The organism is Cognatundibacterium crateris, assembly GCF_010078235.1.
GTDB lineage: Bacteria > Pseudomonadota > Gammaproteobacteria > Burkholderiales > Burkholderiaceae_D > Undibacterium > Undibacterium crateris.
Window position 1 is genome coordinate 49,544 of the sequence record NZ_JAABOS010000012.1, and the last position, 22,762, is coordinate 72,305.

A 22,762-nucleotide genomic window follows, 5' to 3' on the forward strand; every position below is an offset into this window, starting at 1 on the left:
GAACTCGACCAGATTACTACCTGTCATTGCTGGCTAAATCGTCATTGCCAGGCATGACGGGGATGGTCGCCCGAGATACGGACAAACCGGTGCTGCCCGCAGCTTCAATCTGGCATCAGGCAACAAGATGTATGCGCAGTTCGCCAATTTCCATCGCCTGGCAAGCAAGGATCAGAGAAGGACAGAGTTGTGACTGTTTTTCAATACTGTTATCGTCGCTTTCTATCTTTCGGGCTTGCGAGCTCGGGGACGCGCGCATGGCGTGACCAGATGCTGTCCGCTATTTTGTTTGTCGGCCTGGTGTTAGGTGGCATCGCAGCCTTACCCAGTATTGCCTTGGCCATTAGTGAAGGTTTGTGGTCTATCGTCGCGATCGACTTGCTGGCGCTGGGTTGGGTGGCGACACTGATCTTTCTGCCCAAGCTGAGTTTCAAGGCGCGCGCCTTACATTTTCTGGCCCTGATCTATTTGCTGGGCATCTGGTTTTTGCTCAAGGTTGGGGTCACTGGCCTGATTTATCTGCTGGCTTTTCCTGTCATTTGCTCGTTTTTATTTCCCTTGCGCGAAGCGGTGTATGCCTTGCTGCTGGCCTCCTCTTCTTTGCTGCTGGTCGGTTACTTCGGTGATGCGAATTTACAGTTGCTGGGTTTCGAAATCAATGCGCTGCTGCGCTGGATGATCATTACGATCAACTTTTCGTTTATCAGCGCACTCATGACAGTCACTTGTAATGTGCTGATACACAGGCTGGAATTTGCGCTGGAGGCACAACAGAAAGTGAGTGCGAGTTTGCAGCAGGAGCAGGAATCGCTGCGTGCTGCCAACGAAGAGTTGCGCCTGACCGTTGCTGCCGTTGCGCGTTTAAACGATATCGTGATGATACTGGCTGATACTGAAGCACCGGATGCGAGTCATTACCTGCGTATCGTGCTGGTCAACGATGCGTTTGAGCGCCATACCGGCTATGACAGTCTGGAAGTATTAGGAAAAAAACCTGACTTTCTGGCTGGGCCAAACACCCAGGCAGAAGAGCTGGAACGCATACGCTATGCGGTGCGCAGCCTCGAAGCTGTGCATGTTGAGGCGATTATTTACAGCAAAGGCGGCAGTGAGTTCTGGCTCGAAGCGGACATCATTCCGCTGGCAAATGACGAGGGAGCATATACCCATTGGGTGGTGACGGGGCGCGATATCAGTGAGCGTAAAAAATCAGAAGAGCATATCCAGCGACTGGCTTATTTTGATGTGCTGACAGGATTGCCCAACCGCCGCTTACTGCATGACCGCCTGCATTCACTGCTACAGGCGGCCCATCGCAGCGGCATGATCAGTGCGGTACTGTATATCGATCTGGATAACTTTAAACTGATCAATGATGCGCGTGGTCATGTGGTGGGTGACGCCTTGCTGCAACAAGTCACGCAACGCCTGTTACATACCTTACGTGAAGTCGATACCGTGGCCCGCATTAGCGGCGATGAATTCGTGGTGGTGTTGGCGAATCTCAGCGATGACGTGCGCACTGGCGCGCACATGGCATTGAATGTGGCTGAGAAAATCCGGCTGGCCATGATGCAGTTGTTTGAAGTCGATGGCTTGCAGTACAGTTCTACCTGCAGTACCGGTGTGACCTTGCTGCCGCGTGAAAATCAGACTGCAGATGATATTTTGCGCGAAGCCGATACCGCGATGTACCGTGCAAAATCCGGTGGCCGTAACCAGGTGGTTTTTTTCGAAACCGGGATGCAGTCGGAAATCGAATTACGCCTGACCATGGAACGCGAACTCAGTCAGGCCATGGATGGCGGGCAGTTGCAGATGTATATACAGTCTCAGGTTGACCGCTTAGGCAAGCCGGTCGGTGGTGAATTACTGATGCGCTGGCATCATCCTCAGCGTGGACCGATTTCACCCGCAATTTTCATCCCGGTAGCAGAAGAATCTGGCATGATCATCCGGCTGGGTGACTGGGTATTGCGTCAGGGTTGCCTGGCGCTGAATCAGTTAGCCGACGCGGGATTTATCCTGTCGCTGTCTGTGAATGTGAGCCCCAAACAATTCCGTCAGCCGGATTTTGTTGACAAAGTCCGTGCGGTGCTGACGCAGACCCAGGCTGATCCGCGCCATCTGATTTTTGAAGTCACCGAAGGCTTATTGATCGATAACCTGCATGACACCATAGCGCGTATGTTGGAACTAACCACGCTGGGCATACGTTTTTCGATTGATGATTTCGGTACCGGCTATTCGAGTTTTTCGTATCTGAAAAAACTGCCTTTATACGAATTAAAAATTGATAAGAGCTTTGTGCAGGATACACCGGGAGATAAAAATGATACGGCTATCGTGCAGTCTATGCTGTCTATGGCCGAGCATCTGGGTTTGCGGGTGGTGGCCGAAGGTGTGGAAACCAGAGACCAGGCCGATTTCCTGATTGCCAATGGCTGCAGCTGTATGCAAGGTTATTTATTTGGCCGGCCTATGCCACTCGATGCCTGGATAGATTTGCAGCGTACAGTGACGCTGCAGCCAGCCAAGTCTGCGATCAGCGCGCCTGAAAAGTCGTTAGCATCCACTGAATAAACAGTTCCACTTCAGGACGCAGACTGGGTTGCGCTTCATGCACCAGATAATAGGCATGTGGTGGTGATGCCAGTTGGGTATCAAACAGTCTGACCACGTCGCCGCTCTCTATCATCTCTTGCGCAAAATGCTGGCGTGTCAGACCGACGCCATGACCATGTTTGACCGCTTCCAGCAATAATCCCAGATCATCCACCCGCAAACCATGCGTTGGCTCGGCCCAATCCAGTCCTGCCACTTCAAACCAGGGTTGCCAGGGTTCGAGTGCCGAGCGCAATAAGCGCGCATGCTTGAGGTCGGCTGGTGTACGCAGTGGTGGAATGGTTTTCAGATAGGCCGGGCTGGCGACGGTAAAGCTGGGTTCGACAAACAGTTTTTTGGTCACCAGATTCGGATACTCACCGGCACCGAAGCGGATTTCCACATCGCTCTCAGACAAGCTGAGGTCATATAGCGGTACAAACAAATAGACTTCGACTTCGATGTCCGGATACTGGCTGGAAAATTCCGCCAGTCTGGGCATGAACATATAGCGTGCAAAGGTGGGGGGCACCGTGACCTTGATGCGTTGCTGATGCTGGGCCGCTTTATGCGGCAGCGGGAATTCTGACAGGGTGCGTAAGGCGGCGCGTACCACATCCAGATAACGCCGCCCAAACTCAGTCAGTGTCACACTGCGACCCTCGCGCACAAACACGCGTTCGCATAGGTGCTCTTCCAATAAACGGATGCGGTGAGATAAAGCGGAGGGCGTAATGCACAATTCTTCAGCGGCGACCGCAAATGAACCAAAGCGGGCGGCAGCTTCGAAGGCTGACAATGCATGTACGGGCGGTAATCGTGTTGCCATTCTGTATCCTCAATATCCCAGGTAGCTCACTCGCGAAAAATGAACTTCTGTAACTGCTAAATCTACTGAATTTGCTGAATCTGCATTCGCTTTGCTAACTGATGTGCTGCAAGCAGAGGTCGGCACTAAAAATTTGCCCTGGCATACAGGGCGCGGCAAAAGCCATATCGTGCGGAGGGTCTATTATGATGCGTTATTCTGTTTTTTGGCTTATCCTCTGCGACTTCTTACCAAATATTATTCGATATGGGCAACCGACTTTCAAAAATTGCGACGCGTACCGGCGATGCGGGAACTACTGGCCTCGGCGATGGAACCCGGGTCGATAAGGATGCGCTGCGTGTGCATGCCATGGGGGACGTGGATGAACTGAATTCGCAAATCGGCGTGTTGCTGTGCGAAGATATTCCAGAGACGATGAAGCATGAGCTGTTTTCTATCCAGCACGATCTGTTTGATATGGGCGGCGAACTCTGCATACCCGGTTACACCATGATCACCGATGCGCAGGTCGCCAGACTGGATGCTTTGCTGGAAAAGTACAATGCCGATCTGCCGCCGCTGAAGGATTTTATTTTACCCGGCGGTTCGCGCGCTGCTGCAATCGCGCATGTATGCCGTACCGTGTGTCGTCGTGCTGAGCGTGCGATAGTCAGTGTCGGTAAGGCCGAGATACTGAATGATCATCCACGTCAGTACATGAACCGTTTATCGGACTTGTTATTCGTGTTGTCACGTGTACTGAATCGCTATGCGGGCGGCAGCGACGTGTTGTGGGAAAAAGAACGCGAGCGTTGATTGCGCAGACTGGCTGTATGTCACTGCAGCATGCAGCCCGTCTTTGTTTACGGTATTACTTGTTTTGATGGCGCGCGATCATGCGCGCTAACGCGGCATGTAAATCGGTATTGTGCTTGTTCTTTTCCAGCGATTGCTCGAGCTCCGTCAATGCGTGCAGCGCGTGGTTGGATAAACTGATCTGCTTGACCGGTGCCGGTTTGTCGATCACGCGTTTCACTTGTACTTTGATACGGATTGCGTTAACCTGCCAGCCTCGTTCTTGTAGGCAAGTTTGCAATTTCGTGCCTGATTGCTTGAGTTTGGTGGCGAGCGCCGCATTGGGTGCTGCCAGTGTCAGAACGTCATCCTGCAATTGCAAGACCTCGCAACTGTCGAACATGCGTGGCAGAATGTGCTGGCAATCCTGTTTCAGGCGCAGATTACGCTGTATTGTCGGTAACAACATCGCCATCTTGTCGTTCAGACGCAAATAGTCTGCGGCACCGCTGACTTTCTGTTGAGGCCGGCCCCGATGGATAAAAATACGCGCTGGATTTTTCGTTGGTGTTGACATGCGCGACACCATAACACAAAGCGCCTGACCATTCAGTACCTGATTTCTGAGGACCGTATTGATGCAAATAATATTAATGCATTCGCGCTTCACTCAGGCCAAGTCGGTCACCCTGAGTTCACATCATCTGATACTCGCCGTACTTGGCTTTTTGCTTATTACCTGTGTGTGTGGCGCCCTGATGGCGGCGCTGACTTTGCGTCTGGCCAGTGCTGATGTGCCGCTGCTGCGCAATCTGTTACCAGCCAGCGTGAGTCTGGCACATGACCCGGACGCAAAAGAGCGCTATCTGAAAGAAAACCTGGCCGCCATGGCTGCACGACTGGGGGAAATGCAGGCGCAACTGGTGCGTCTGGATGCACTCGGCGAGCGGGTGCAAGGTCTGGCTGGCGTCAAACCGGAAGAATTCAACTTCAAAGAAGCGCCTGGCCGTGGTGGTCCTGAGATACTGAAATCGCCTTCTGCAGAGCTGGATATGAAGGAATTGCAGGCTGCGCTGGATACCCTGGCAACCGATATAGAACACCGTTCAGATTATATGAACGTGGTGGAAACCAAGCTGATGGCCTTCAAAATTCAGTCTAAGTTATTACCGACTATCCAGCCGGTTAACGTGGCCTATAACGCCTCCGGTTTTGGCTGGCGCATGGACCCGTTTACCGGTCGCAGCGCTTTTCATGAAGGGATAGATTTCTCCGCACCGACCGGTACGCCGATTATGGCCGCCGCCGGCGGGGTGGTGATCGCGGCTGAATACCATCCGCAGTTCGGTAATATGCTGGAAATTGATCATGGTGGTGAACTGATCACCCGTTATGCGCATACCTCAAAAATCTATGTCAAACTCGGTGACATCGTGAAGCGTGGTCAGCATGTGGCCGATATCGGCTCGACCGGCCGCTCAACCGGCGCCCATCTGCACTTTGAAGTCAGGGTGAAAGATGTGCCGCAAAACCCGCATAAATTCCTGTCGGCGGGCGCAAATCAGGCAAATCTGGCGAAACTCGATCAGAAATAAGCTTGTTTTTGTGTATTTAGTCACCAACTCCGGATATGTGGCAGAGTTTTGATCAGTGTTTACTGGTCAAGGTGGTGTCACATGGTAAAATCGTGAGTTATCCATATTGTTGCTGTGCAAGCAATTTTTTTGCCGCGGCGTTTTTCAGAATTTAACTTTCCGTTCATAGCATGTCATTCCTGACCAAGATATTCGGCAGCCGTAATCAACGGCTTTTGAAGCAATACCAAAAGACGGTGCGTGAGATCAACGCATTGGAACCTCAGCTGGAAACTCTGTCGGACGAGGCCTTGCAGGCCAAGACTGCTGAATTCAAAGCACGCGTTGCAAAGGGCGAGACTTTAGACAGTTTGCTGGTTGAAGCATTTGCAGTCTGTCGTGAAGCCAGTAAGCGCGTATTGAAAATGCGCCACTTCGATGTGCAGCTGATTGGCGGTATGACTCTGCATTACGGCAAAATTGCTGAAATGGGTACCGGTGAAGGTAAAACCCTGATGGCGACCTTGCCGATTTACCTCAATGCCTTGTCTGGTAAAGGCGTGCATGTGGTGACGGTGAATGATTATCTGGCACAGCGCGATGCGGAATCCATGGGTAAGCTGTATGGCTGGCTGGGTCTGACTACCGGTACCAATCTGGCGCAGCTGGATCACGATGCCAAGCAAAATGCGTATGGTTCCGATATTACCTACGGTACCAATAACGAATTCGGTTTCGACTACCTGCGTGACAACATGGTGTTTGAAGCCAAAGACCGCGTGCAGCGCAGCCTGAACTTTGCAGTGGTTGATGAAGTTGACTCCATCCTTATTGATGAAGCGCGTACGCCGCTGATCATCTCGGGTCAGGCTGAAAACCATACCGAACTGTATTACCAGATGAATGAAGTGCCTAAGCTGCTGACTTTGCAGGTAGGCGAAGAGACTCCTGACGGTAAAGGCGTGGTAGAGGTACCTGGCGATTACACCAAGGATGAAAAAACGCATCAGGTCTTGCTGACCGAAGCCGGTCACGAAAAAGCAGAAAAAATTCTGACCCAGATGGGTCTGCTGCCAGAAGGCGCATCGCTGTATGATCCGGCGCATATCACCCTGATTCACCATCTGTACGCCGCTTTGCGCGCACAGGCACTGTATTTCAAAGACCAGCACTATGTGGTGCAGGATGGAGAAATCGTGATTGTGGATGAATTCACCGGCCGTATGATGACAGGGCGCCGCTGGTCGGATGGCCTGCATCAGGCGGTTGAAGCGAAAGAGGGCGTGCGTATCCAGAACGAGAACCAGACGCTGGCCTCGATCACCTTCCAGAACTACTTCCGTATGTACGGCAAGCTGTCCGGTATGACCGGTACTGCCGATACCGAAGCGTATGAATTCCAGGAAATCTATGGTCTTGAAACTGTAGTGATCCCGCCTAACCGTCCATCCCAGCGTAAAGACCGCCAGGATCAGGTCTATAAAACCTCGGAAGAAAAATACGGTGCGATGCTGAATGATATTCAGGATTGCTATACCCGTGGTCAGCCAGTATTGGTGGGTACCACATCGATCGAAAATTCCGAATTATTGTCCGGTATCCTGACTAAGGCTAAGCTGCCGCACAACGTACTGAACGCCAAGCAGCATGCACGCGAAGCGGAAATCGTGGCACAGGCAGGTCGTCCACAGGCCATCACCATCGCCACCAATATGGCGGGTCGTGGTACCGATATCGTACTGGGTGGTAATGTCGGCAAGCAGGTGCAGATGATAGAGGCGAATGCCGCTTTGTCTGATGCTGAAAAACAGACCCAGTCTGATAAGCTGCGCAATGAATGGCAGTCGCTGCATGACCAGGTGGTGGCAGCCGGTGGCTTGCACATTATTGGCACTGAACGCCATGAATCGCGCCGCGTCGATAACCAGTTGCGCGGCCGTTCCGGCCGTCAGGGTGATCCAGGTTCCAGCCGTTTCTATCTCTCGCTGGATGATCAGTTGCTGCGCATTTTTGCGGGTGACCGGGTCAGGGCGATCATGGACCGCCTGAACATGCCGCAAGGGGAACCGATCGAAGCCGGTATGGTGACCCGTTCTATCGAATCAGCGCAACGTAAAGTAGAAGCACGTAACTTCGACATCCGTAAGCAATTGCTGGAATACGATGACGTCGCCAATGATCAGCGTAAAGTCATTTACCAGCAGCGTAATGAATTACTCGAAGCGCATGACATGACAGAGATGATGACTTCGCTGCGTCATGGCATGTTCCACGATGTCGTGCGTACTTATGTGCCGGAAGAATCGGTGGAAGAACAATGGGATATCGCTGGTTTGGAATCCGTGTTGGCCGCCGAGTGGGACATCCATCTGAACCTGAGCAAAATGCTGGCTGACGAGGCTGATCTGACTGACGACGACATACTGGAGCGCGTGTTGCAGGTCGTGAACACGAACTACGATGCCAAGGTGGAGTTGGTAGGCAAAGAATCCTTCGCAGGATTTGAACGCAACGTGATGTTGAATAGCATCGATAATCACTGGCGTGAGCATCTGGCTGCACTCGACCATCTGCGTCAGGGCATCCATCTGCGTGGCTATGCACAAAAAAATCCTAAGCAGGAATACAAACGTGAAGCGTTTGAACTGTTCGCCCAGATGCTGGATCAGATCAAGAGCGAAGTGATACGTACGGTCGTTACAGTACGCATACAGTCGCGCGAGGAAATCGAAGCAGCGGAACAGCAGATGGCACATTCTCAGGTAGAGAACGTGTCTTACCGTCATGCCGATTTTGATGCCAACGCGTCACCGGAAGAAATGCTGGCACCACCGGCACTGGCAGACGGTGAACCGGAAGTCACGCTGGGCCTGAAGATAGGCCGCAACGATCCTTGCCCATGCGGCAGCGGTAAGAAGTACAAGCAATGTCACGGTAAACTGGCCTGAGCCAGCTGGCAGTGAAAAGTGAGTAGTAAAAAGTGAGTAGTAAAAAGGGCGGACAGGTTCCGCCCTTTTTTGTATTTTGATTTTTGTGATAATTATGTTAGTGCGTGACGAGTATGAACAAATCACATTGGACTGATTAATTGTAAATTTTTTTCGACACGCTTTAGTTGTTCGGAGTGATGGCTGTTCAGTACATTATTTACAGTTTGAAAATGGACCCGGAGCATTTGGATCTTGTAGCCAGGTGCCAGTGTTTTTCGCAGCCGATATCCATAGTGCAGGACCACTGTCAAGGGCAATCAGGCTTGGACAGTTTTTGGAACTAGAAAACTGAGCATACAAAACTCTTTTTCCATTGGGCAGTAGTACGCTCAGGGTTCCTTTGTCGTCGGCTCCTTCATTAATGACTTGGGTAGTTCCAGTCGAGCCAACTGGGACAGTTAAGGGTACCTTTCCAACCATGAGTGTCATTTCTTGTAATTCCGGTCCTACATAGCACTTCTTCCATGCACGTTCTAGTCGTGCTTTGGCTTCAGTAGTAGGTAATTGTGAACAAACTATCTCGACAGCGCTTTTTCCAGGAAGATCAGGGTGCGTTACAGGTACGCTAGAACAGGCTGTCAGAAGAAGTATAGGTAGAATTGAAAGACGCATATTAATGAGAGAAATAGTTTGAATGATGTTTTGCCGGATTTAAGCATGAAAATAACAATTGAAGAACAAATTTTGCACCTGAATGACAGGAAATATATGTTGTAAAAGAATGCCTCAATCTCTCGATAGCTTAAAACAGCTGATCCTTGATAAGGCGTTTCAGACTTACATGTCTATCCCCCATCCGGCAGAATTAAGTCAGCTTTGTAGCCAAACTGATCTCAATGCGTCAGCGTCATAATCAGGCGCCAGCTGCGGGGGCGTCCCGGGAAGAAGGTGTTATCGCTGTCCACTTCCCAGGTGTCGCGGTTGAACAGATTACTGACCTGAAAGCGCAATTGCAGCTTCGCTTTGCCCCAGTCCAGTTGATGACGCAAGCCCAGTTGTACCAGGACTTTTTTATCGAGCCGGCTGCCACTGGATTCTGAACTCGTTTGCGGGCCGCTGTACTGCAGGCCCAGGTCGGCCGAACTATGAGGCAGTTGGGGCGGGCTGTATTCCAGATAGCTGCGTACCTCCAGCGGCACGCTGGCAACCGGTCTGACGCTGGCCGTATTGCTGAGTGACTGATTGACGCGGGCATCCAGGTAAACCGCGGCCATCACCAGATTCAGATGTGGCGTCAGATTCCCGGCAATACTCCCTTCCAGCCCACGGTGTTGCACTTGTCCGGTCTGTGTATACAGTTGTTGGCTGTTGAAGCCGTAATGCGGCTTGCTGACTTCAAAATAGCCGAGTACCGCATTCAGGCTGCGTTCATCCTGCTGCCATTTCCAGCGCAGTCCTGCATCTTTTTGCGAGGTATGGATGGCGGGCAGCGCGGCAAAGCGATTGCTGGCACTGACCGGCGCCACACCGCTTTCTTCCAGTCCCTGGGTTTGACCGCCATACAGCGAATAGCCAGCTCCTAAGGCCAGACTGAGATTCCAGTAGCCGAGCAAGGGTTGATCCTGCATGCGCACAAAGCTGCGTTCCTGTACCGTGCCGGTCCAGGTTTGTTTGTCATAGTAAGACTTCATCAGACCCAGATTCAGCGTGGCACGTGCATTTTTGTATTCATAGGCCAGTCCCAGATTATTTTGTCGTACGCGGTCCAGTGAGCGTTCGCCATATTGGAAATCAGGGGCCGTAGCGGGCAGCGTCAGTTCGGCAAACTGTTGGCGGAACTCGACGGTTCCAAGATCGGCGTAGGCTTCTCCGCCATAGCGTTGTTCGCTACGACGTCCACGCCAGACCAGATGAAACTGCTGCCTGCTGTCCTCATGCTGCAGGGTTTTACTCAGCCTCAGTTCGGCACTGTCTGCCTGCTTAGTGACGTTTTTTTCTGAGTAGTAGCTGTTCTGCCAGCGATTGCCGGACAGTTGTTCAATCACATGCGTTTCTGATCGCGGGGAGTCGGCCGCTGAACGTATCAGGCTGCCTTTGATCAGCCACTGCCCTGGTAACTGTTGTTGGTAGATGATACCCAGGGTACGTGACTGACCGTGGCCGCGCATCCAGTCGGCCTTCATCGCTGACTTGTTCGCAATGTGATAGCTCTCTGCAGGTGGCAGTTTCCCATCCGGCACATACCAATAGCTGTGGGGTGTTTCATACGGTACCTGATCGTGGCTGTAAAACGGTAGCAGTTCAAACGTGGTGTCGCCTTGATCTGCGCTGCGGATATGGCCTACGATGGCGGCCGAGCGGTAATACGATGCTTCATGCTGCGGGCTCAGTTCTTTATAGGCCGATGCCGCAACCGATATGCCCATTTTGACGCGCGCATCAGACGCTGTCAGTGGCAGCAGCGCATTGGCATCGAGTGCACGGTCACCGGCGCCGCGCATCGAGTTTTCTAACTCCACAGAATAACTGTATTCAGCCTGATCACCGGCTTTGCGCAATTGATAATCGACGATGCCGGTTGGCGCCGGAAATGGATAGCCAGTGACGGTGGTGCCTATCCTGACTTTGGAGCCATCCAGCAGCAAATGCCCCAGATAAGCACGCTTATCAAAGTACATGCCTTCTATACGCAGATTACCCGCCTTGCCGGGAGAAAAGCCACGTACATTGCTGTCGCTGTAGATACCGATGGATTCTTTCCCGGCCTGATTACCAAAGCCATCTTCAGCCTGCGTGACGGCATTGTTTTTGTCTGCAGCAGCGCTTTCTGTGCGCGGAGGAGTGGTCAATTCATCCGCCTGTGCGGGTAGCTGCCAGGTCTGTGTGGCCAATGCCAGCAAAGTCAGGCACAGGTATTGATGTTTTTTGACAGAGTGGATCTGCAGCTTCATGAATATGCCGGTGAAATAGAGTGAGTCTGAGTTCAGAAAAGTAATCGTTTTTTTTCGTGACAAAATAGCAAAATCTCTGACCATATGTGAGGCCTTGAAGTTCCCGGATCTCAGCCTTCCTTGCCGGCTGGCGCAGGTCTGAACATGGGTGTATGACGACGTTGATTTTCTTGTTTGGCATATACTAACTCAGGCTTCGCAGCGCAACAAAATGCCCTACAATGTCGGCTTGATTTCATCGCTAGGAAAAAACATGGCCGTCAATTCCCCTATCCCCGTTGCTGCTGATCTGAAACCGGTCGCAGGTATCCGTCTTGGACATGCTGAGGCTGGCATTCGTAAAGCCAATCGCAAGGATGTGCTGGTCATGGAGCTGGCGCCAACCGCGACTGTCGCAGGCGTGTTCACGACTAACCGTTTCTGTGCTGCGCCAGTGCAGGTAGCCAAGGCTCATCTGGAAAGCCTGCACATGGCGTCAGGCCCTATCCGTGCGCTGGTCGTCAATACCGGTAATGCGAATGCCGGAACCGGTGATGCGGGTCTGGCGGCAGCGAATAAAACCTGCGCCGCACTGGCTGATTTGCTGGGTTGTGAAGCGTCCCAGATCCTGCCGTTTTCCACTGGCGTCATTTTGGAACAATTGCCGGTAGACCGCCTGGTGGCTGGCTTGCCGCAGGCGATTGCTAATCTGCAGGAAGATAACTGGTTCCTGGCAGCAGAATCCATCATGACGACCGACACGCAACCTAAGGCAGCATCGGCTACCGTGCAAGTCGGCGGTCAAACTGTGACCATGACAGGTATCAGTAAAGGTGCTGGCATGATCAAGCCTAATATGGCGACCATGCTGGGCTATCTGGCGCTGGATGCCAAGGTATCCCAGCCAGTGCTCGACCATCTCGTCAAGCAGGCAGCTGATCAGTCCTTTAACTGCATCACGATCGATGGCGATACCTCGACCAATGATTCCTTCATGCTGATCGCAACCGGTGCTGGCAGCGTGGAAGTCAGTGAGATCGACAGCCCTGAATATGAGCAACTGGCGCAGGCAGTGATTGCCTTGTCGCAGAAACTGGCACACATGATTATCCGTGACGGTGAAGGTGCGACTAAGTTCATGACTATCGCCGTAGAACAAGGCCGTGACGTTGAAGAGTGCCGCAAAATCGCCTATTCCATCGCACATTCGCCACTGGTCAAGACCGCTTTCTTTGCCTCCGATCCTAATCTGGGCCGTATCCTGGCCGCAATCGGTTATGCCGGTGTGACGGATCTGGATGTGAGCAAGCTCAATCTGTATCTGGATGATGTCTGGGTTGCTAAAAACGGCGGCCGTAATCCTGACTATCAGGAAGCCGATGGTCAGCGCGTGATGCAGCAAAGTGAAATCACGATACGCGTGAAGCTGGCGCGTGGTGAGGCGCAGGCCACGGTCTGGACTTGTGATTTATCGCACGACTATGTGTCGATCAATGCCGATTACCGTTCCTGATCACGCCTGATATGACACAGCTGGAGCATTTTCTGAATCGTGCCGAGCAGGTGCTGACCAGGCTGGAAGCCTTGCTGCCAGCCGCCACGCCAGTGCCGGACTGGGCGCTGGCTACGGCCTTCCGCTGGCGCAAGCGCGGCGGCGTCGGCTATTTGCAGGTAGTAAGGCATCCTGCCACGATACGGCTGGATGACTTGCAAAACATCGTACGTCAGAAAGACCTGATCACACAGAATACGCGTCAGTTTGTGCTGGGTTTGCCGGCCAATAATGTATTGCTGACCGGCGCACGCGGCACCGGTAAGTCATCGCTGATCAAAGCCTGTCTGCATCAGTTTGCTGACCAGGGTTTGCGTCTGATCGAAGTCGACAAAGCGGATCTGGCCGACTTGCCGGATATCGTCGATCTGGTGGCAGAACGTCACGAACGTTTCATTATTTTCTGCGACGATTTGTCTTTCGAAGAGGGTGAGGCTGGTTACAAGGCATTGAAGGTCGCACTCGATGGCAGTATTGCCGGTCCATCCGACAATGTACTGATTTATGCGACCTCGAACCGGCGTCATTTGTTACCGGAAAAAATGTCGGATAACCAGGGCTATAGCCATGGCGATGATGGTGACCTGCATCCAGGCGAGACGGTAGAAGAGAAAATTTCCCTGTCCGAGCGCTTTGGCCTGTGGGTTTCCTTCTATCCCTTCCGCCAGGATGATTATCTGGAGATCGTGGCGCACTGGTTGAGCACGCTGGGCTGTGATGCGGAAGAGATTGCCGCCGCGCGGCTTGAGGCTTTGCGCTGGGCCTTGCAACGCGGTTCGCGCTCAGGCCGCGTGGCCTGGCAATTTGCGCGGGATTATGCAGGACAGTCAGCGGGGAGAAAACATGTCTGAAATTGCAGCGAAAGCGAAGCGCCCGGTCGATGTGGCGGTCGGCATACTGATGCGTCCGGATGGGGACGTGTTGCTGGCGCAACGTCCGCCCGGCAAGCCTTATGAAGGCTACTGGGAATTCCCGGGCGGGAAGGTTGAGGCTGATGAGGATATCCTGGCAGCCCTCAAGCGTGAATTTCTGGAAGAACTGGGTATACGCATTATCGATGCCCAGCCCTGGTGTGGTGTTGAGCATGTTTATCCACACGCCCATGTGAGGCTGCATTTTTTCATCAGTTATCAATGGGAAGGTGAGCCGCAAAGCCTGGAAGGACAGGCGTTTGCCTGGCAGGGTCAGGTTGCGGTAGAGCCTCTGTTGCCTGCCACCATACCTTTACTCACTTATCTGGGCTTATTGCAAGACGATTTGCAGGCCGCCTGAACCACTCTGGGCTCAGGCTAAAACGATTGACCGTGCGGCACGGAAGCCACCGTGCCCGCGAGTACCTTTCTCTGTTCCATTTCCCCATCTTCATACCATCGCCGTGACGGGCAACGCTTGTTAGCCTGTTTATCCAGCATTCGTGCGCTGTCTTATCTATACAACTCACTCCGTAGTTTTACTTATTGCCGGAACTAATTCTGACTGAGATGATCGGCACTTGATTTTCTTTATTGCGTATTGAAAACGATACAGTGTACTAAATTTGATACACTGTTCGTGAATTCGTACGCACTAGAGGGAGGCTTCGGTCTTTTGACTGGAGAATCAGTGAGGTGTGTATGGATTTTAATACACCTGGTTGCCAGAGTTTTTTTCTGGTGTGTTGTAAGTCATTGAATCAGCTGACTATTTTGCAGTGGCATGAGCATTGCTAGGTGGAGTAAAACTTTCTACTAAGGATGGTGCAGCCGTAAGCTGGGATATTCTGGCAAATGCCAGTGAGATTCGCAGGCTAAGGGCTCGCAGACATCCGGCTACCGAGCAATGGAGTGCGTGAATGATGCAAGAAATGACGGGAAGAAGCGGTGCAGTGCTGCGGGTGGATTTGCAAGCTGTGCAAAACAATTACCGCTTACTGAGTCAGAAACTGGGTAAGGCGCAATGTGGTGCGGCCGTCAAAGCCGATGCCTATGGATTAGGTGCAATCCCGGTTTCAGGCGCTTTGTATGCGGCCGGATGCCGGCATTTTTTTGTGGCACATTTGGAAGAGGCGATCAGTTTGCGTCCGCATCTGCCGTCTGATGCGCATCTGATTGTGATGCATGGTTCGCCCGTCGGGTATGAAGCCGAGTTCCTCGAACATGGCTGCATGCCGGTACTGAATAGTCTGGCTCAGGTAAGCGCCTGGCGTGCTCTGGCGAAACAACAGCAGCGCTCATTACCGGCCATCGTACAGTTCGATACCGGCATGGCGCGCATGGGGCTGTCAGCGCAGGAAGTGGAAGTCTGGCGCAATGATGCAGATTTCCTGGAAGGCATACAGGTTGAATACCTGATGAGCCATCTGGTCAGTGCGGAGGATGCGTCCAATCCTGTGAATGCAGCGCAGTTAGCGCGCTTTACCGAGTTACGCAGTCTGTTGCCACAGGCGAAGGCAAGTCTGGCTAATTCCTCGGGTGTATTCCTGGGAGCGGCGTATCACTTCGATCTGGCGCGTCCTGGCGCTGCTTTGTATGGGGTGGCACCAGTCGCAGGGCAAGCTAATCCTATGCAGGCAGTCGCGCATTTGCAAGGCCGCATCATTCAGGTACGCGAGATTCCACCGGATACCGGCGTTGGTTATGGTTCCACCTGGCGTAGCCGGGACAGCGCAAAAATCGCGACAGTCGCCGTTGGTTATGCCGATGGCTGGATGCGCAGTCTGAGTAATCGTGGCGTGGCGCATATCGCTGGGCAAGAAGTAGCACTGGTAGGGAATGTGTCTATGGATACCATTACGCTGGATGTGACTGCGATTGCTGACAGTGAGCTGCAAGAGGGGGCGTTGGTGGACCTGCTGTCTGCCAGCAATACCGTCGATCAGGTCGCTGCGCGCGCTGGCACCATAGGCTATGAAATTCTGACCAGTCTGGGCAATCGCTATCAGCGCGTTTACCGCTAAGCAGTCAGCAGCAGATACAACACATCACTTATTAAAACAGGCATCAAGGAGCAAAACAATGAAAGTTATCGTACTCGGCGCAGGCGTGATCGGAACCGCAACTGCCTATTATCTGGCAAAGGCTGGACATGAAGTGACCGTCATTGAACGTCAGCAAGGTGCCGCACTGGAAACCAGCTTTGCCAATGCCGGTGAAGTATCGCCTGGCTATTCAGCGCCCTGGGCTGGTCCCGGCGTGCCGCTGAAAGCAATCAAATGGCTGATGATGGCGCATAGCCCGCTGGCGATACGCCCGACTTTCGACCTGAACACCTGGCGCTGGGTCATGCAGATGCTGATGAATTGCACCAGCTCCCGCTATGAAGTGAACAAGGGACGCATGCTGCGCATGGCTGAATACAGCCGCGATGTATTGCAACAACTGCGGGCCGATACTGGCATTTCCTATGACGAGCGCACGCAGGGCACTTTGCAGTTGTTCCGCAATCAGGCACAACTGGAAGGTGCTGATGCCGATATCGCGATTCTGAATCGCTATGGCGTGAAGTATGAAAAACTGGATAAAGCAGGATGCCTGAAAGTAGAACCGGCACTGGCTAAAGTACAGGAAAAGTTTGTCGGCGCATTGCGCCTGCCGGGCGATGAAACCGGCGATTGCTTCAAATTTACGCAGAACCTTGCCAAGCTGGCAGAAGGTCTGGGCGTCAAGTTCCGTTACGGCGTCAGCATACAGCGTCTGGTGTATACCGGCGATCAGGTCAGCTCAGTGATTACCTCTGAAGGTGAACTGAAAGCTGACAGTTTTGTGCTGGCGCTAGGCAGCTATTCGCCTATCCTGTTGCGCGAGTTGGGCATACGGATTCCGGTCTATCCGATCAAGGGCTATTCGATCACCGTGCCGATTACCGATGCCAGCGCCGCGCCGGAATCCACCGTGATGGACGAAACCTATAAAGTGGCAATCACCCGTCTGGGCGACCGTATCCGTGTCGGCGGAACCGCAGAAATCACCGGTTACAACCTCGAATTACGCGCTGATCGCCGCGCCACACTGGAGTATTCTGTCAGTGATCTGTTCCCGGCTGGTGGCGATGTCAGCAAAGCGGAGTTCTGGACCGGTCTGCGTCCTATGACACCGGATGGTACACCAGTGGTTGGCCCTACGCCTTATCGTAATTTATTCCTGAACACAGGACATGGCACCTTAGGCTGGACCATGGCTTGCGGCTCAGGGCAATTCGTTGCCGACATCGTTTCCGGAAAACGGCCGGCAATTTCCACGGAAGGTTTATTCATGAGCCGTTATGGCAGCATGAACCGTCCCATCATTGTTCCCAAGGAGTTGGAATGAGCCAGTTTGAACAATTGTTTTCTTCTACGCAGGTGTTTGCAGATGCCAATCTGAATACCCGTTTTTATACCGCCATCGAATTGCTGGCGCAGGTGATGATGGTCATGCCACGCGCCGCGACGATCAGCAGTCTGGCGGAAGCAACGGGAAAAACACCGCGCCTGGTCCGTTCTATCTTATCGACCTTGAGTAAGGATGGACTGGTCGGCCGCGATGCCAAGGACAAAGATGCCTGGCATTGCCGCGACTGTAACGGCATCATCACACTGGCCGATGTGTACCGGTGTTTTGTCGAAGCAGAAGAGCGTGCGGTCCTGAAAGCAGCCCGGCGTGCAGAAAAAAATGCTGAGCACGCAGAGTTGGGAGTGCAGACTTCCAGAAGTTCAAGCCAGCAAAGTGTGGACCTGCTGATGTTGCAGGTCAAAATGACGGTCAACCGCGCAGTACTGCAACAGTTGGAGCAATTCGACCTGAGCCGTTTGCGTGGCTTGGCCAGCACCACCGCGTTCCGTGCGCAGCATGCCAGACCGCGCGGTTACATTCCCGAACCTTACTGAGTTCCGGCTGCGATTGCATGCGTATTAATATCCAGTTTCAGGACAGAGTCGGTATTGCCCACGAAATACTGGCCGTGCTGGCGCAGCGTGGGCTGAACGTGGTCGCGGTCGAGGTCGATCCGCCTCAGGTCTATATCGATATTCCTGAACTCAGCAAAGAGATGCTGCCTTCGCTGCAGCAAGCCTGCCAGCAAATCAGCGGCGTGGCGCAAATCCAGGTCATCGACGTGTTACCCGGTATGCGGAGGCGCCTGCATCTCGACACCATGATGGCCGTGATGGAAGATCCGGTACTGGCCATCGATGGTGAAGCCAGACTGGTGATCGCGAATGCCGCTGCGGCAGCCGTGACTGGCCTGAGTGAGGCGCAGTTAGCTCAGCTCAAACTGAGTGATGTGCTGGATGATCAGGGCTTGCAGGAAGAATTACTGCAGGCAGGCTTACGTATTCCCAGCCGCGAAGTGCGTCTGCATGGCGAACCGTTTTTCATGGATGTGACACCGGTATCCGAGCCGGTGCTGCCGGATGGTACGGCGCTGCATCGCTCGGTCGGCGCGGTGCTGACCTTTCATGCGCCTTCACGCATAGGCGGACGATTGCATGCATTACAGAATACTCAGGGACATGGCTTTGATCTGATCATCGGTGCTTCAGAACAAATCCGTTCCATGAAAACCCGTGCCGCCAGAGTTGCGGTGGTTGATGCACCCTTGCTGATCACTGGTGAAACCGGTACCGGTAAAGAGTTGCTGGCGCAGGCCTGCCACGGCGTCAGTGCGCGCAGTAACGCGCCTTTTCTCGAGCTGAATTGCGCTGCTTTACCGGAAAGTCTGGCGGAAAGCGAATTATTTGGCTATATGTCAGGTGCCTTTACCGGTGCGCAAAAAGGTGGCAAGCCGGGCCTGTTTGAAATGGCAGATGGCGGTACCGTTTTTCTGGATGAGATCGGAGAAATGTCGCTGTATTTGCAGGCGAAATTATTACGTTTTCTGAATGACGGTAAATTCCGTCGTATCGGTGGTGATAAAGAAATACGTGTCAATGTACGTATCATCAGCGCCACGCATCGCAATTTGCGCAAAATGGTACAGGAAGGCCTGTTCAGGGAAGACTTGTTTTATCGCCTGAATGTCTTACATCTGGAAATGCCGGCGCTACGTGAGCGTCCGGATGACATTCTTCCTTTGGCCCGCCATTTCATCGAGCGCGCCTGTACCCAGTCGCAAAAGCCGGTGTGCCGTCTCAATACCGCGGCTTGTGCCGCACTGGTGGCAAATCGCTGGCCTGGCAATGTCAGGCAATTACAAAATGTGGTGTTCAGAGCCATCACGATGTCCGATCAGCGCGTACTGGACGCGGCCGATCTGGATTGGGCTGAAGGCAGTATCAGCGCAGATGAACACAGTGCCAGTGACACAGAAAGCTGGGACCTGGCCTTGCAACAGTTTGAACAGAGTCTGTTGACGCGCCTGTATCCGCATTTCCCTTCCAGTCGTAAGCTGGCCGCGCGCTTGCAGACTTCACATTCAACCATAGCGTCCAAGCTCAGGAAATACGGGATTCCGCAAAAACGTTGAGCCTTGTTTTGCCCGGCCACCTCTGTCGGGGGCGCGCCTTATTCGACCTATTGACTCGGCATTTAAATAGATTTACTCGGTGTACTTAACACGTGGATCGCCAAAGAAGCTTGCTATTGCCGGCGTTGATTCGCTCTTCCGGATTGCGTTCTGGACTCTGGCCCTGCAGGTAAAAGCATTCTATTTTTCCCTATTTTCAGCAAGCCATGCTTTCACTGGCTTATTGTAATGTACGCGTAAATTATCCAAAATTAACAACACCTTTCGCCCCACATCCTTGATGAGCGCTCCCAGAATCGACAGGGTCACAGTTTCACCTGGCAAGTCAATAGCTTCGATACGTTTGCCCGCGTCAATGGCGTCACAAAAACCAGCAGCCTGGGCAGTTATAAAACCGAAAACACCGATTACTACGATGATCTGGGCAAATGGGTCATCAACCAAATTCAAGGTCATAGCGTCAATGGAGTCGAGGCACAGCGCACCATTTATGATGAAGCCAATGCCTTACCCAAAGTCAAAACGCAATTCGGCCTGTCTCTCGAAAGCTACACCTACCACCCCGACGGCACACCCAAAACACTGACCGATGGGCGCGGCAACACGACGCAGTACAGTAACTACAAGCTCGGCTTAGCGCAAAACATCAGCTATGCCGATGGCAGTACGCAAAATGCCGTCGTCAACGATCTTGGCCTCATTACCGCGCTCACCAATGAAGCTGGCACCACTACGGGCTATGCGTATGATGCAATGGGTCGATTAAACCGCATCACCCCGCCGGCTGACAGCAACCTCGCCTATTACCCCACCGTACTGACATTTGAACCCGTCGGCACCGATGAGTATGGCCTAAGCCCAGGACACTGGCGTCAAACCACCGTAACTGGCAATGCCGTCACGATTCACTATTTCGATGCCATGTGGCGCAAGCGCATCAGTAAAACCTATGATGCAGCCAACCCCGGTGCGACGCAAACCATGCTGACCTATCAATGGGATGCCGAAGGCCGCCTTACCTATCAAAGCTTCCCACAAGCCAATATTGCAGACATCTATACCACCAACGGCATCTATGGCCAGCGTCAATGGTACGACGCGCTGGGACGCATAACCGATGTCTGGTCAGATTCAGAATTAGGCATACTTAAAAAAAGAACCGACTATCTGACTGGTTTTCAAACGCAGACCACCGATGCGCGCGGAAACACCAGCACACAGACTCACCTCGCCTACGACGATCCGGCGCAAGCCTGGCTATCCCGCATCCGCGCACCGCAAGGCTTAAATCTGGACATCGTGCGCGACGTGTTTGGCAAACCCCTGTCCATCACCCGCAGCGGGACGAATGCCGGCACCACAACCAGTGTGACCCGCGTCTATGTGTATGATGCCAACCAGCGCCTGTGCAAAACCATCGAACCCGAACTCGGTGCAAGCCTGCAAGACTGGGACGCTGCGGGCAATCTGGCCTGGAAGAGTGGCGGCACCAGCCTGACCAGCCAGGCCTGCGACCGCGCCAATGTCGCTGGCTCCAGTAAAATCAGCCACAGCTATGACGCCCGCAACCGTCTCGACAGCACCCGGTACGGCGATGGCAGCCCTGCCATTGTCCGCCGCTATACCCCGGATGGCCTGCTCTCCACCGTTGACAACGGCGTCAGCCGCTGGAGTTACGCCTACAACAACCGCCGGCTGCTCAACCGCGAAACCCTGCAGTTCAACAATCACGAGTGGAATCTGTTCCACATTCCCGATGCCTATGGGCATACCGCCGCCCTGTACTATCCTGATGGCACCCAGATTGCCTACGCACCCAATGCCTTGGGGCAGGCGACCCAGGTCGGCGCCTATGCCAGTGCCATCACCTACCACCCCAATGGCGAAGTGGCGAGCTATCGCTACGGGAATGGGATTGCGCACTCGGTGACCCAAAACCTGCGCGGCTTACCCGCCACGCTAAGCGATGCCGGGATCAGTGCCAATCAATACGGCTATGACCAAAACGCCAATGTCAGCACCATCACCGATCTGTCCGACGGCAGCACCAGCCGCAGCATGCAATACGATGCGCTGGACCGGCTCATCGCCGTCAATGCACCCGGACTATGGGGACAGGCCAGCTATGCCTATGACGTACAGGATAACCTGCGTCAAAGTAGCGTAGGCGCGCGCAACCTGACCCACCAATACGACACAAATAACCGCTTAAGCGCCATCAGCGGCAGCCAGAACCAGAGCTACACCTTCGACCCCAATGGCAATCTGAGCACACGCGGGAATGACCGCTTCAGCTTTGATCTGGCGAACCGCCTGCGTAGTGCAACCACCAATGCAGCCACCGCCAGCGCGGCAGCCAGCTACACCTACGACGGCCATGGCCGCCGCATCTTCACCGCCCGCGACAACAACCCGGGCCGCTTCCAGCTCTACAGCCTGGCAGGACAACAACTCTGGGCCAGCGGTGAACAATCCGCCAGCAACTATCCTGCCAGCAGCAACCCAACCTGCCCGCCAGGTTGGACCGCGAGCGCAAATCTCTGCGTCCGGACTGAAACCCAGAGTGCCAGTCTGGCTTACTCCTGTCCCAATGGCGGCACCCTCTCCGGCACAGTGTGCAACATCACCACCAGCACCCCGGCGACCCGCACCGCTTATTGCCCGGGCGATGACAGCTTACGCAAGCGCCCCGCATCCGGTTCAGGCGCCACCACCCGGCTCCTCTGCCCCAACATGCAATGGATCTATACCTGTCCGAATGGCGGCACCCTCTCTGGCAGGCAATGCCTCACCACCGCCAGCCAGGCGGCCAGCGTCACCCCCAGCTGCCCGCAAGGCTGGAATACCGATGGCCAGACCTGCCGTCGCCAGCTCACGCAAAATCCAACGCCCGCCTATACCTGCCCGGATGGCGGCACCCTCAATGGCAGTACCTGCACCATAGCGGGTGGTTCCTACACCACCAAATATCATTATCTGGCGGGCAAAGCCATCGCCGAAGTCAGCAATGGTCAGGTACGCTACACCCACACTGATGCGCTGGGGAGTCCGGTTGCCATCAGCGATGCCAATGGGACTCTCATCTCGCGCACCCGGTACGAAGCCTATGGCAACACCCATTCAGGCGCAGTTCCGGGGCAGGCGAA

General features: G+C 53.6%; 15 protein-coding genes and 1 pseudogene. 12 read left to right on the forward strand and 4 right to left on the reverse strand.

The annotated features are described in order from the left end of the window. Window positions 1–189 precede the first annotated feature (189 nt). On the forward strand, window positions 190–2,583 hold the full coding sequence (locus EYB48_RS17660) for a putative bifunctional diguanylate cyclase/phosphodiesterase (protein ID WP_328823479.1): 2,394 nt from the start codon (window positions 190–192) through the stop codon (window positions 2,581–2,583). Here the strand turns inward: EYB48_RS17660 and EYB48_RS17665 are convergent. Next, window positions 2,546–3,433, reverse strand: coding sequence for a LysR substrate-binding domain-containing protein (locus tag EYB48_RS17665; protein ID WP_162021712.1), 888 nt, complete (start codon window positions 3,431–3,433; stop codon window positions 2,546–2,548). The genes EYB48_RS17660 and EYB48_RS17665 overlap by 38 nt on opposite strands. 246 nt (window positions 3,434–3,679) lie before the next feature. On the opposite strand from EYB48_RS17665, the gene EYB48_RS17670 reads away from it, so the two are divergent. Next, the gene (locus EYB48_RS17670; RefSeq protein WP_162021713.1) at window positions 3,680–4,231 is read left to right on the forward strand and encodes a cob(I)yrinic acid a,c-diamide adenosyltransferase; all 552 of its coding nucleotides are present in this window, start codon (window positions 3,680–3,682) and stop codon (window positions 4,229–4,231) included. 55 nt (window positions 4,232–4,286) lie between these two features. On the opposite strand, the gene EYB48_RS17675 is transcribed toward EYB48_RS17670, so the two are convergent. Then, window positions 4,287–4,787 carry a DciA family protein gene (locus EYB48_RS17675; RefSeq protein WP_162021714.1) on the reverse strand — a complete coding sequence of 167 codons (501 nt, stop codon included), beginning with the start codon at window positions 4,785–4,787 and terminating at the stop codon, window positions 4,287–4,289. A gap of 61 nt (window positions 4,788–4,848) precedes the next feature. On the opposite strand from EYB48_RS17675, the gene EYB48_RS17680 reads away from it, so the two are divergent. Together EYB48_RS17680 and secA are read left to right on the forward strand one after the other, a co-directional pair. Next, a complete protein-coding gene (locus tag EYB48_RS17680; RefSeq protein WP_162021715.1) occupies window positions 4,849–5,805 on the forward strand; it encodes a M23 family metallopeptidase in 957 nt (318 codons plus the stop codon). A 170-nt stretch (window positions 5,806–5,975) separates the two neighbouring features. Continuing rightward, window positions 5,976–8,732, forward strand: coding sequence for a preprotein translocase subunit SecA (gene secA, locus EYB48_RS17685; protein ID WP_162021716.1), 2,757 nt, complete (start codon window positions 5,976–5,978; stop codon window positions 8,730–8,732). An 875-nt stretch (window positions 8,733–9,607) separates the two neighbouring features. Here the strand turns inward: secA and EYB48_RS17690 are convergent. Continuing rightward, the gene (locus EYB48_RS17690; RefSeq protein WP_162021717.1) at window positions 9,608–11,665 is read right to left on the reverse strand and encodes a porin family protein; all 2,058 of its coding nucleotides are present in this window, start codon (window positions 11,663–11,665) and stop codon (window positions 9,608–9,610) included. Window positions 11,666–11,918: 253 nt separating this feature from the next. Between EYB48_RS17690 and argJ the strand changes: the two genes are divergently transcribed. The 7 genes from argJ (at window position 11,919) to EYB48_RS17725 (ending at window position 19,616) form a co-directional block, all read left to right on the forward strand. After that, on the forward strand, window positions 11,919–13,157 hold the full coding sequence (gene argJ / locus EYB48_RS17695; RefSeq protein WP_162021718.1) for a bifunctional glutamate N-acetyltransferase/amino-acid acetyltransferase ArgJ: 1,239 nt from the start codon (window positions 11,919–11,921) through the stop codon (window positions 13,155–13,157). Window positions 13,158–13,168: 11 nt separating this feature from the next. After that, the gene (locus tag EYB48_RS17700) at window positions 13,169–14,047 is read left to right on the forward strand and encodes an ATP-binding protein (RefSeq protein ID WP_162021719.1); all 879 of its coding nucleotides are present in this window, start codon (window positions 13,169–13,171) and stop codon (window positions 14,045–14,047) included. Next, window positions 14,040–14,468, forward strand: a complete 429-nt coding sequence (locus EYB48_RS17705) for an NUDIX domain-containing protein (RefSeq protein WP_162021720.1) — start codon at window positions 14,040–14,042, stop codon at window positions 14,466–14,468. Before EYB48_RS17700 ends, EYB48_RS17705 begins: the two co-directional genes overlap by 8 nt. Before the next feature lie 559 nt (window positions 14,469–15,027). Further along, window positions 15,028–16,131 (forward strand): alanine racemase, encoded by a 1,104-nt coding sequence (gene alr / locus EYB48_RS17710; RefSeq protein WP_162021721.1) that lies wholly within the window; start codon window positions 15,028–15,030, stop codon window positions 16,129–16,131. Beyond that, the gene (locus tag EYB48_RS17715; RefSeq protein ID WP_328823481.1) at window positions 16,112–17,482 is read left to right on the forward strand and encodes a D-amino acid dehydrogenase; all 1,371 of its coding nucleotides are present in this window, start codon (window positions 16,112–16,114) and stop codon (window positions 17,480–17,482) included. Before alr ends, EYB48_RS17715 begins: the two co-directional genes overlap by 20 nt. Further along, entirely contained in the window at window positions 17,479–18,039 is a 561-nt protein-coding gene (locus EYB48_RS17720) for a hypothetical protein (protein WP_162021723.1), read from the forward strand. The genes EYB48_RS17715 and EYB48_RS17720 overlap by 4 nt, the downstream gene beginning before the upstream one ends. A gap of 17 nt (window positions 18,040–18,056) precedes the next feature. Continuing rightward, window positions 18,057–19,616, forward strand: coding sequence for a sigma-54-dependent transcriptional regulator (locus tag EYB48_RS17725; RefSeq protein ID WP_162021724.1), 1,560 nt, complete (start codon window positions 18,057–18,059; stop codon window positions 19,614–19,616). A 121-nt stretch (window positions 19,617–19,737) separates the two neighbouring features. Here EYB48_RS17725 and EYB48_RS19265 read toward each other — a convergent pair. After that, a pseudogene (locus EYB48_RS19265) lies at window positions 19,738–19,904 on the reverse strand (transposase); the annotation flags it as partial. Between the two features lie 465 nt (window positions 19,905–20,369). Here EYB48_RS19265 and EYB48_RS17735 point away from each other — a divergent pair. Then, window positions 20,370–22,762 (forward strand): RHS repeat domain-containing protein (locus EYB48_RS17735; RefSeq protein WP_235935247.1); only part of this gene is annotated, 2,393 nt, incomplete at its 3' end.

What these genes read in the sequence shown, in the direction of transcription:
- EYB48_RS17675 (WP_162021714.1), bottom strand. Translation starts at nt 4,787, where the DNA reads ATGTCAACACCAACGAAAAATCCAGCGCGTATTTTTATCCATCGGGGC.
- EYB48_RS17680 (WP_162021715.1), top strand. Translation starts at nt 4,849, where the DNA reads ATGCAAATAATATTAATGCATTCGCGCTTCACTCAGGCCAAGTCGGTC.
- EYB48_RS17665 (WP_162021712.1), bottom strand. Translation starts at nt 3,433, where the DNA reads ATGGCAACACGATTACCGCCCGTACATGCATTGTCAGCCTTCGAAGCT.
- EYB48_RS17705 (WP_162021720.1), top strand. Translation starts at nt 14,040, where the DNA reads ATGTCTGAAATTGCAGCGAAAGCGAAGCGCCCGGTCGATGTGGCGGTC.
- EYB48_RS17700 (WP_162021719.1), top strand. Translation starts at nt 13,169, where the DNA reads ATGACACAGCTGGAGCATTTTCTGAATCGTGCCGAGCAGGTGCTGACC.
- EYB48_RS17725 (WP_162021724.1), top strand. Translation starts at nt 18,057, where the DNA reads ATGCGTATTAATATCCAGTTTCAGGACAGAGTCGGTATTGCCCACGAA.
- EYB48_RS17670 (WP_162021713.1), top strand. Translation starts at nt 3,680, where the DNA reads ATGGGCAACCGACTTTCAAAAATTGCGACGCGTACCGGCGATGCGGGA.
- EYB48_RS17690 (WP_162021717.1), bottom strand. Translation starts at nt 11,665, where the DNA reads ATGAAGCTGCAGATCCACTCTGTCAAAAAACATCAATACCTGTGCCTG.
- argJ (WP_162021718.1), top strand. Translation starts at nt 11,919, where the DNA reads ATGGCCGTCAATTCCCCTATCCCCGTTGCTGCTGATCTGAAACCGGTC.
- EYB48_RS17720 (WP_162021723.1), top strand. Translation starts at nt 17,479, where the DNA reads ATGAGCCAGTTTGAACAATTGTTTTCTTCTACGCAGGTGTTTGCAGAT.
- alr (WP_162021721.1), top strand. Translation starts at nt 15,028, where the DNA reads ATGATGCAAGAAATGACGGGAAGAAGCGGTGCAGTGCTGCGGGTGGAT.
- secA (WP_162021716.1), top strand. Translation starts at nt 5,976, where the DNA reads ATGTCATTCCTGACCAAGATATTCGGCAGCCGTAATCAACGGCTTTTG.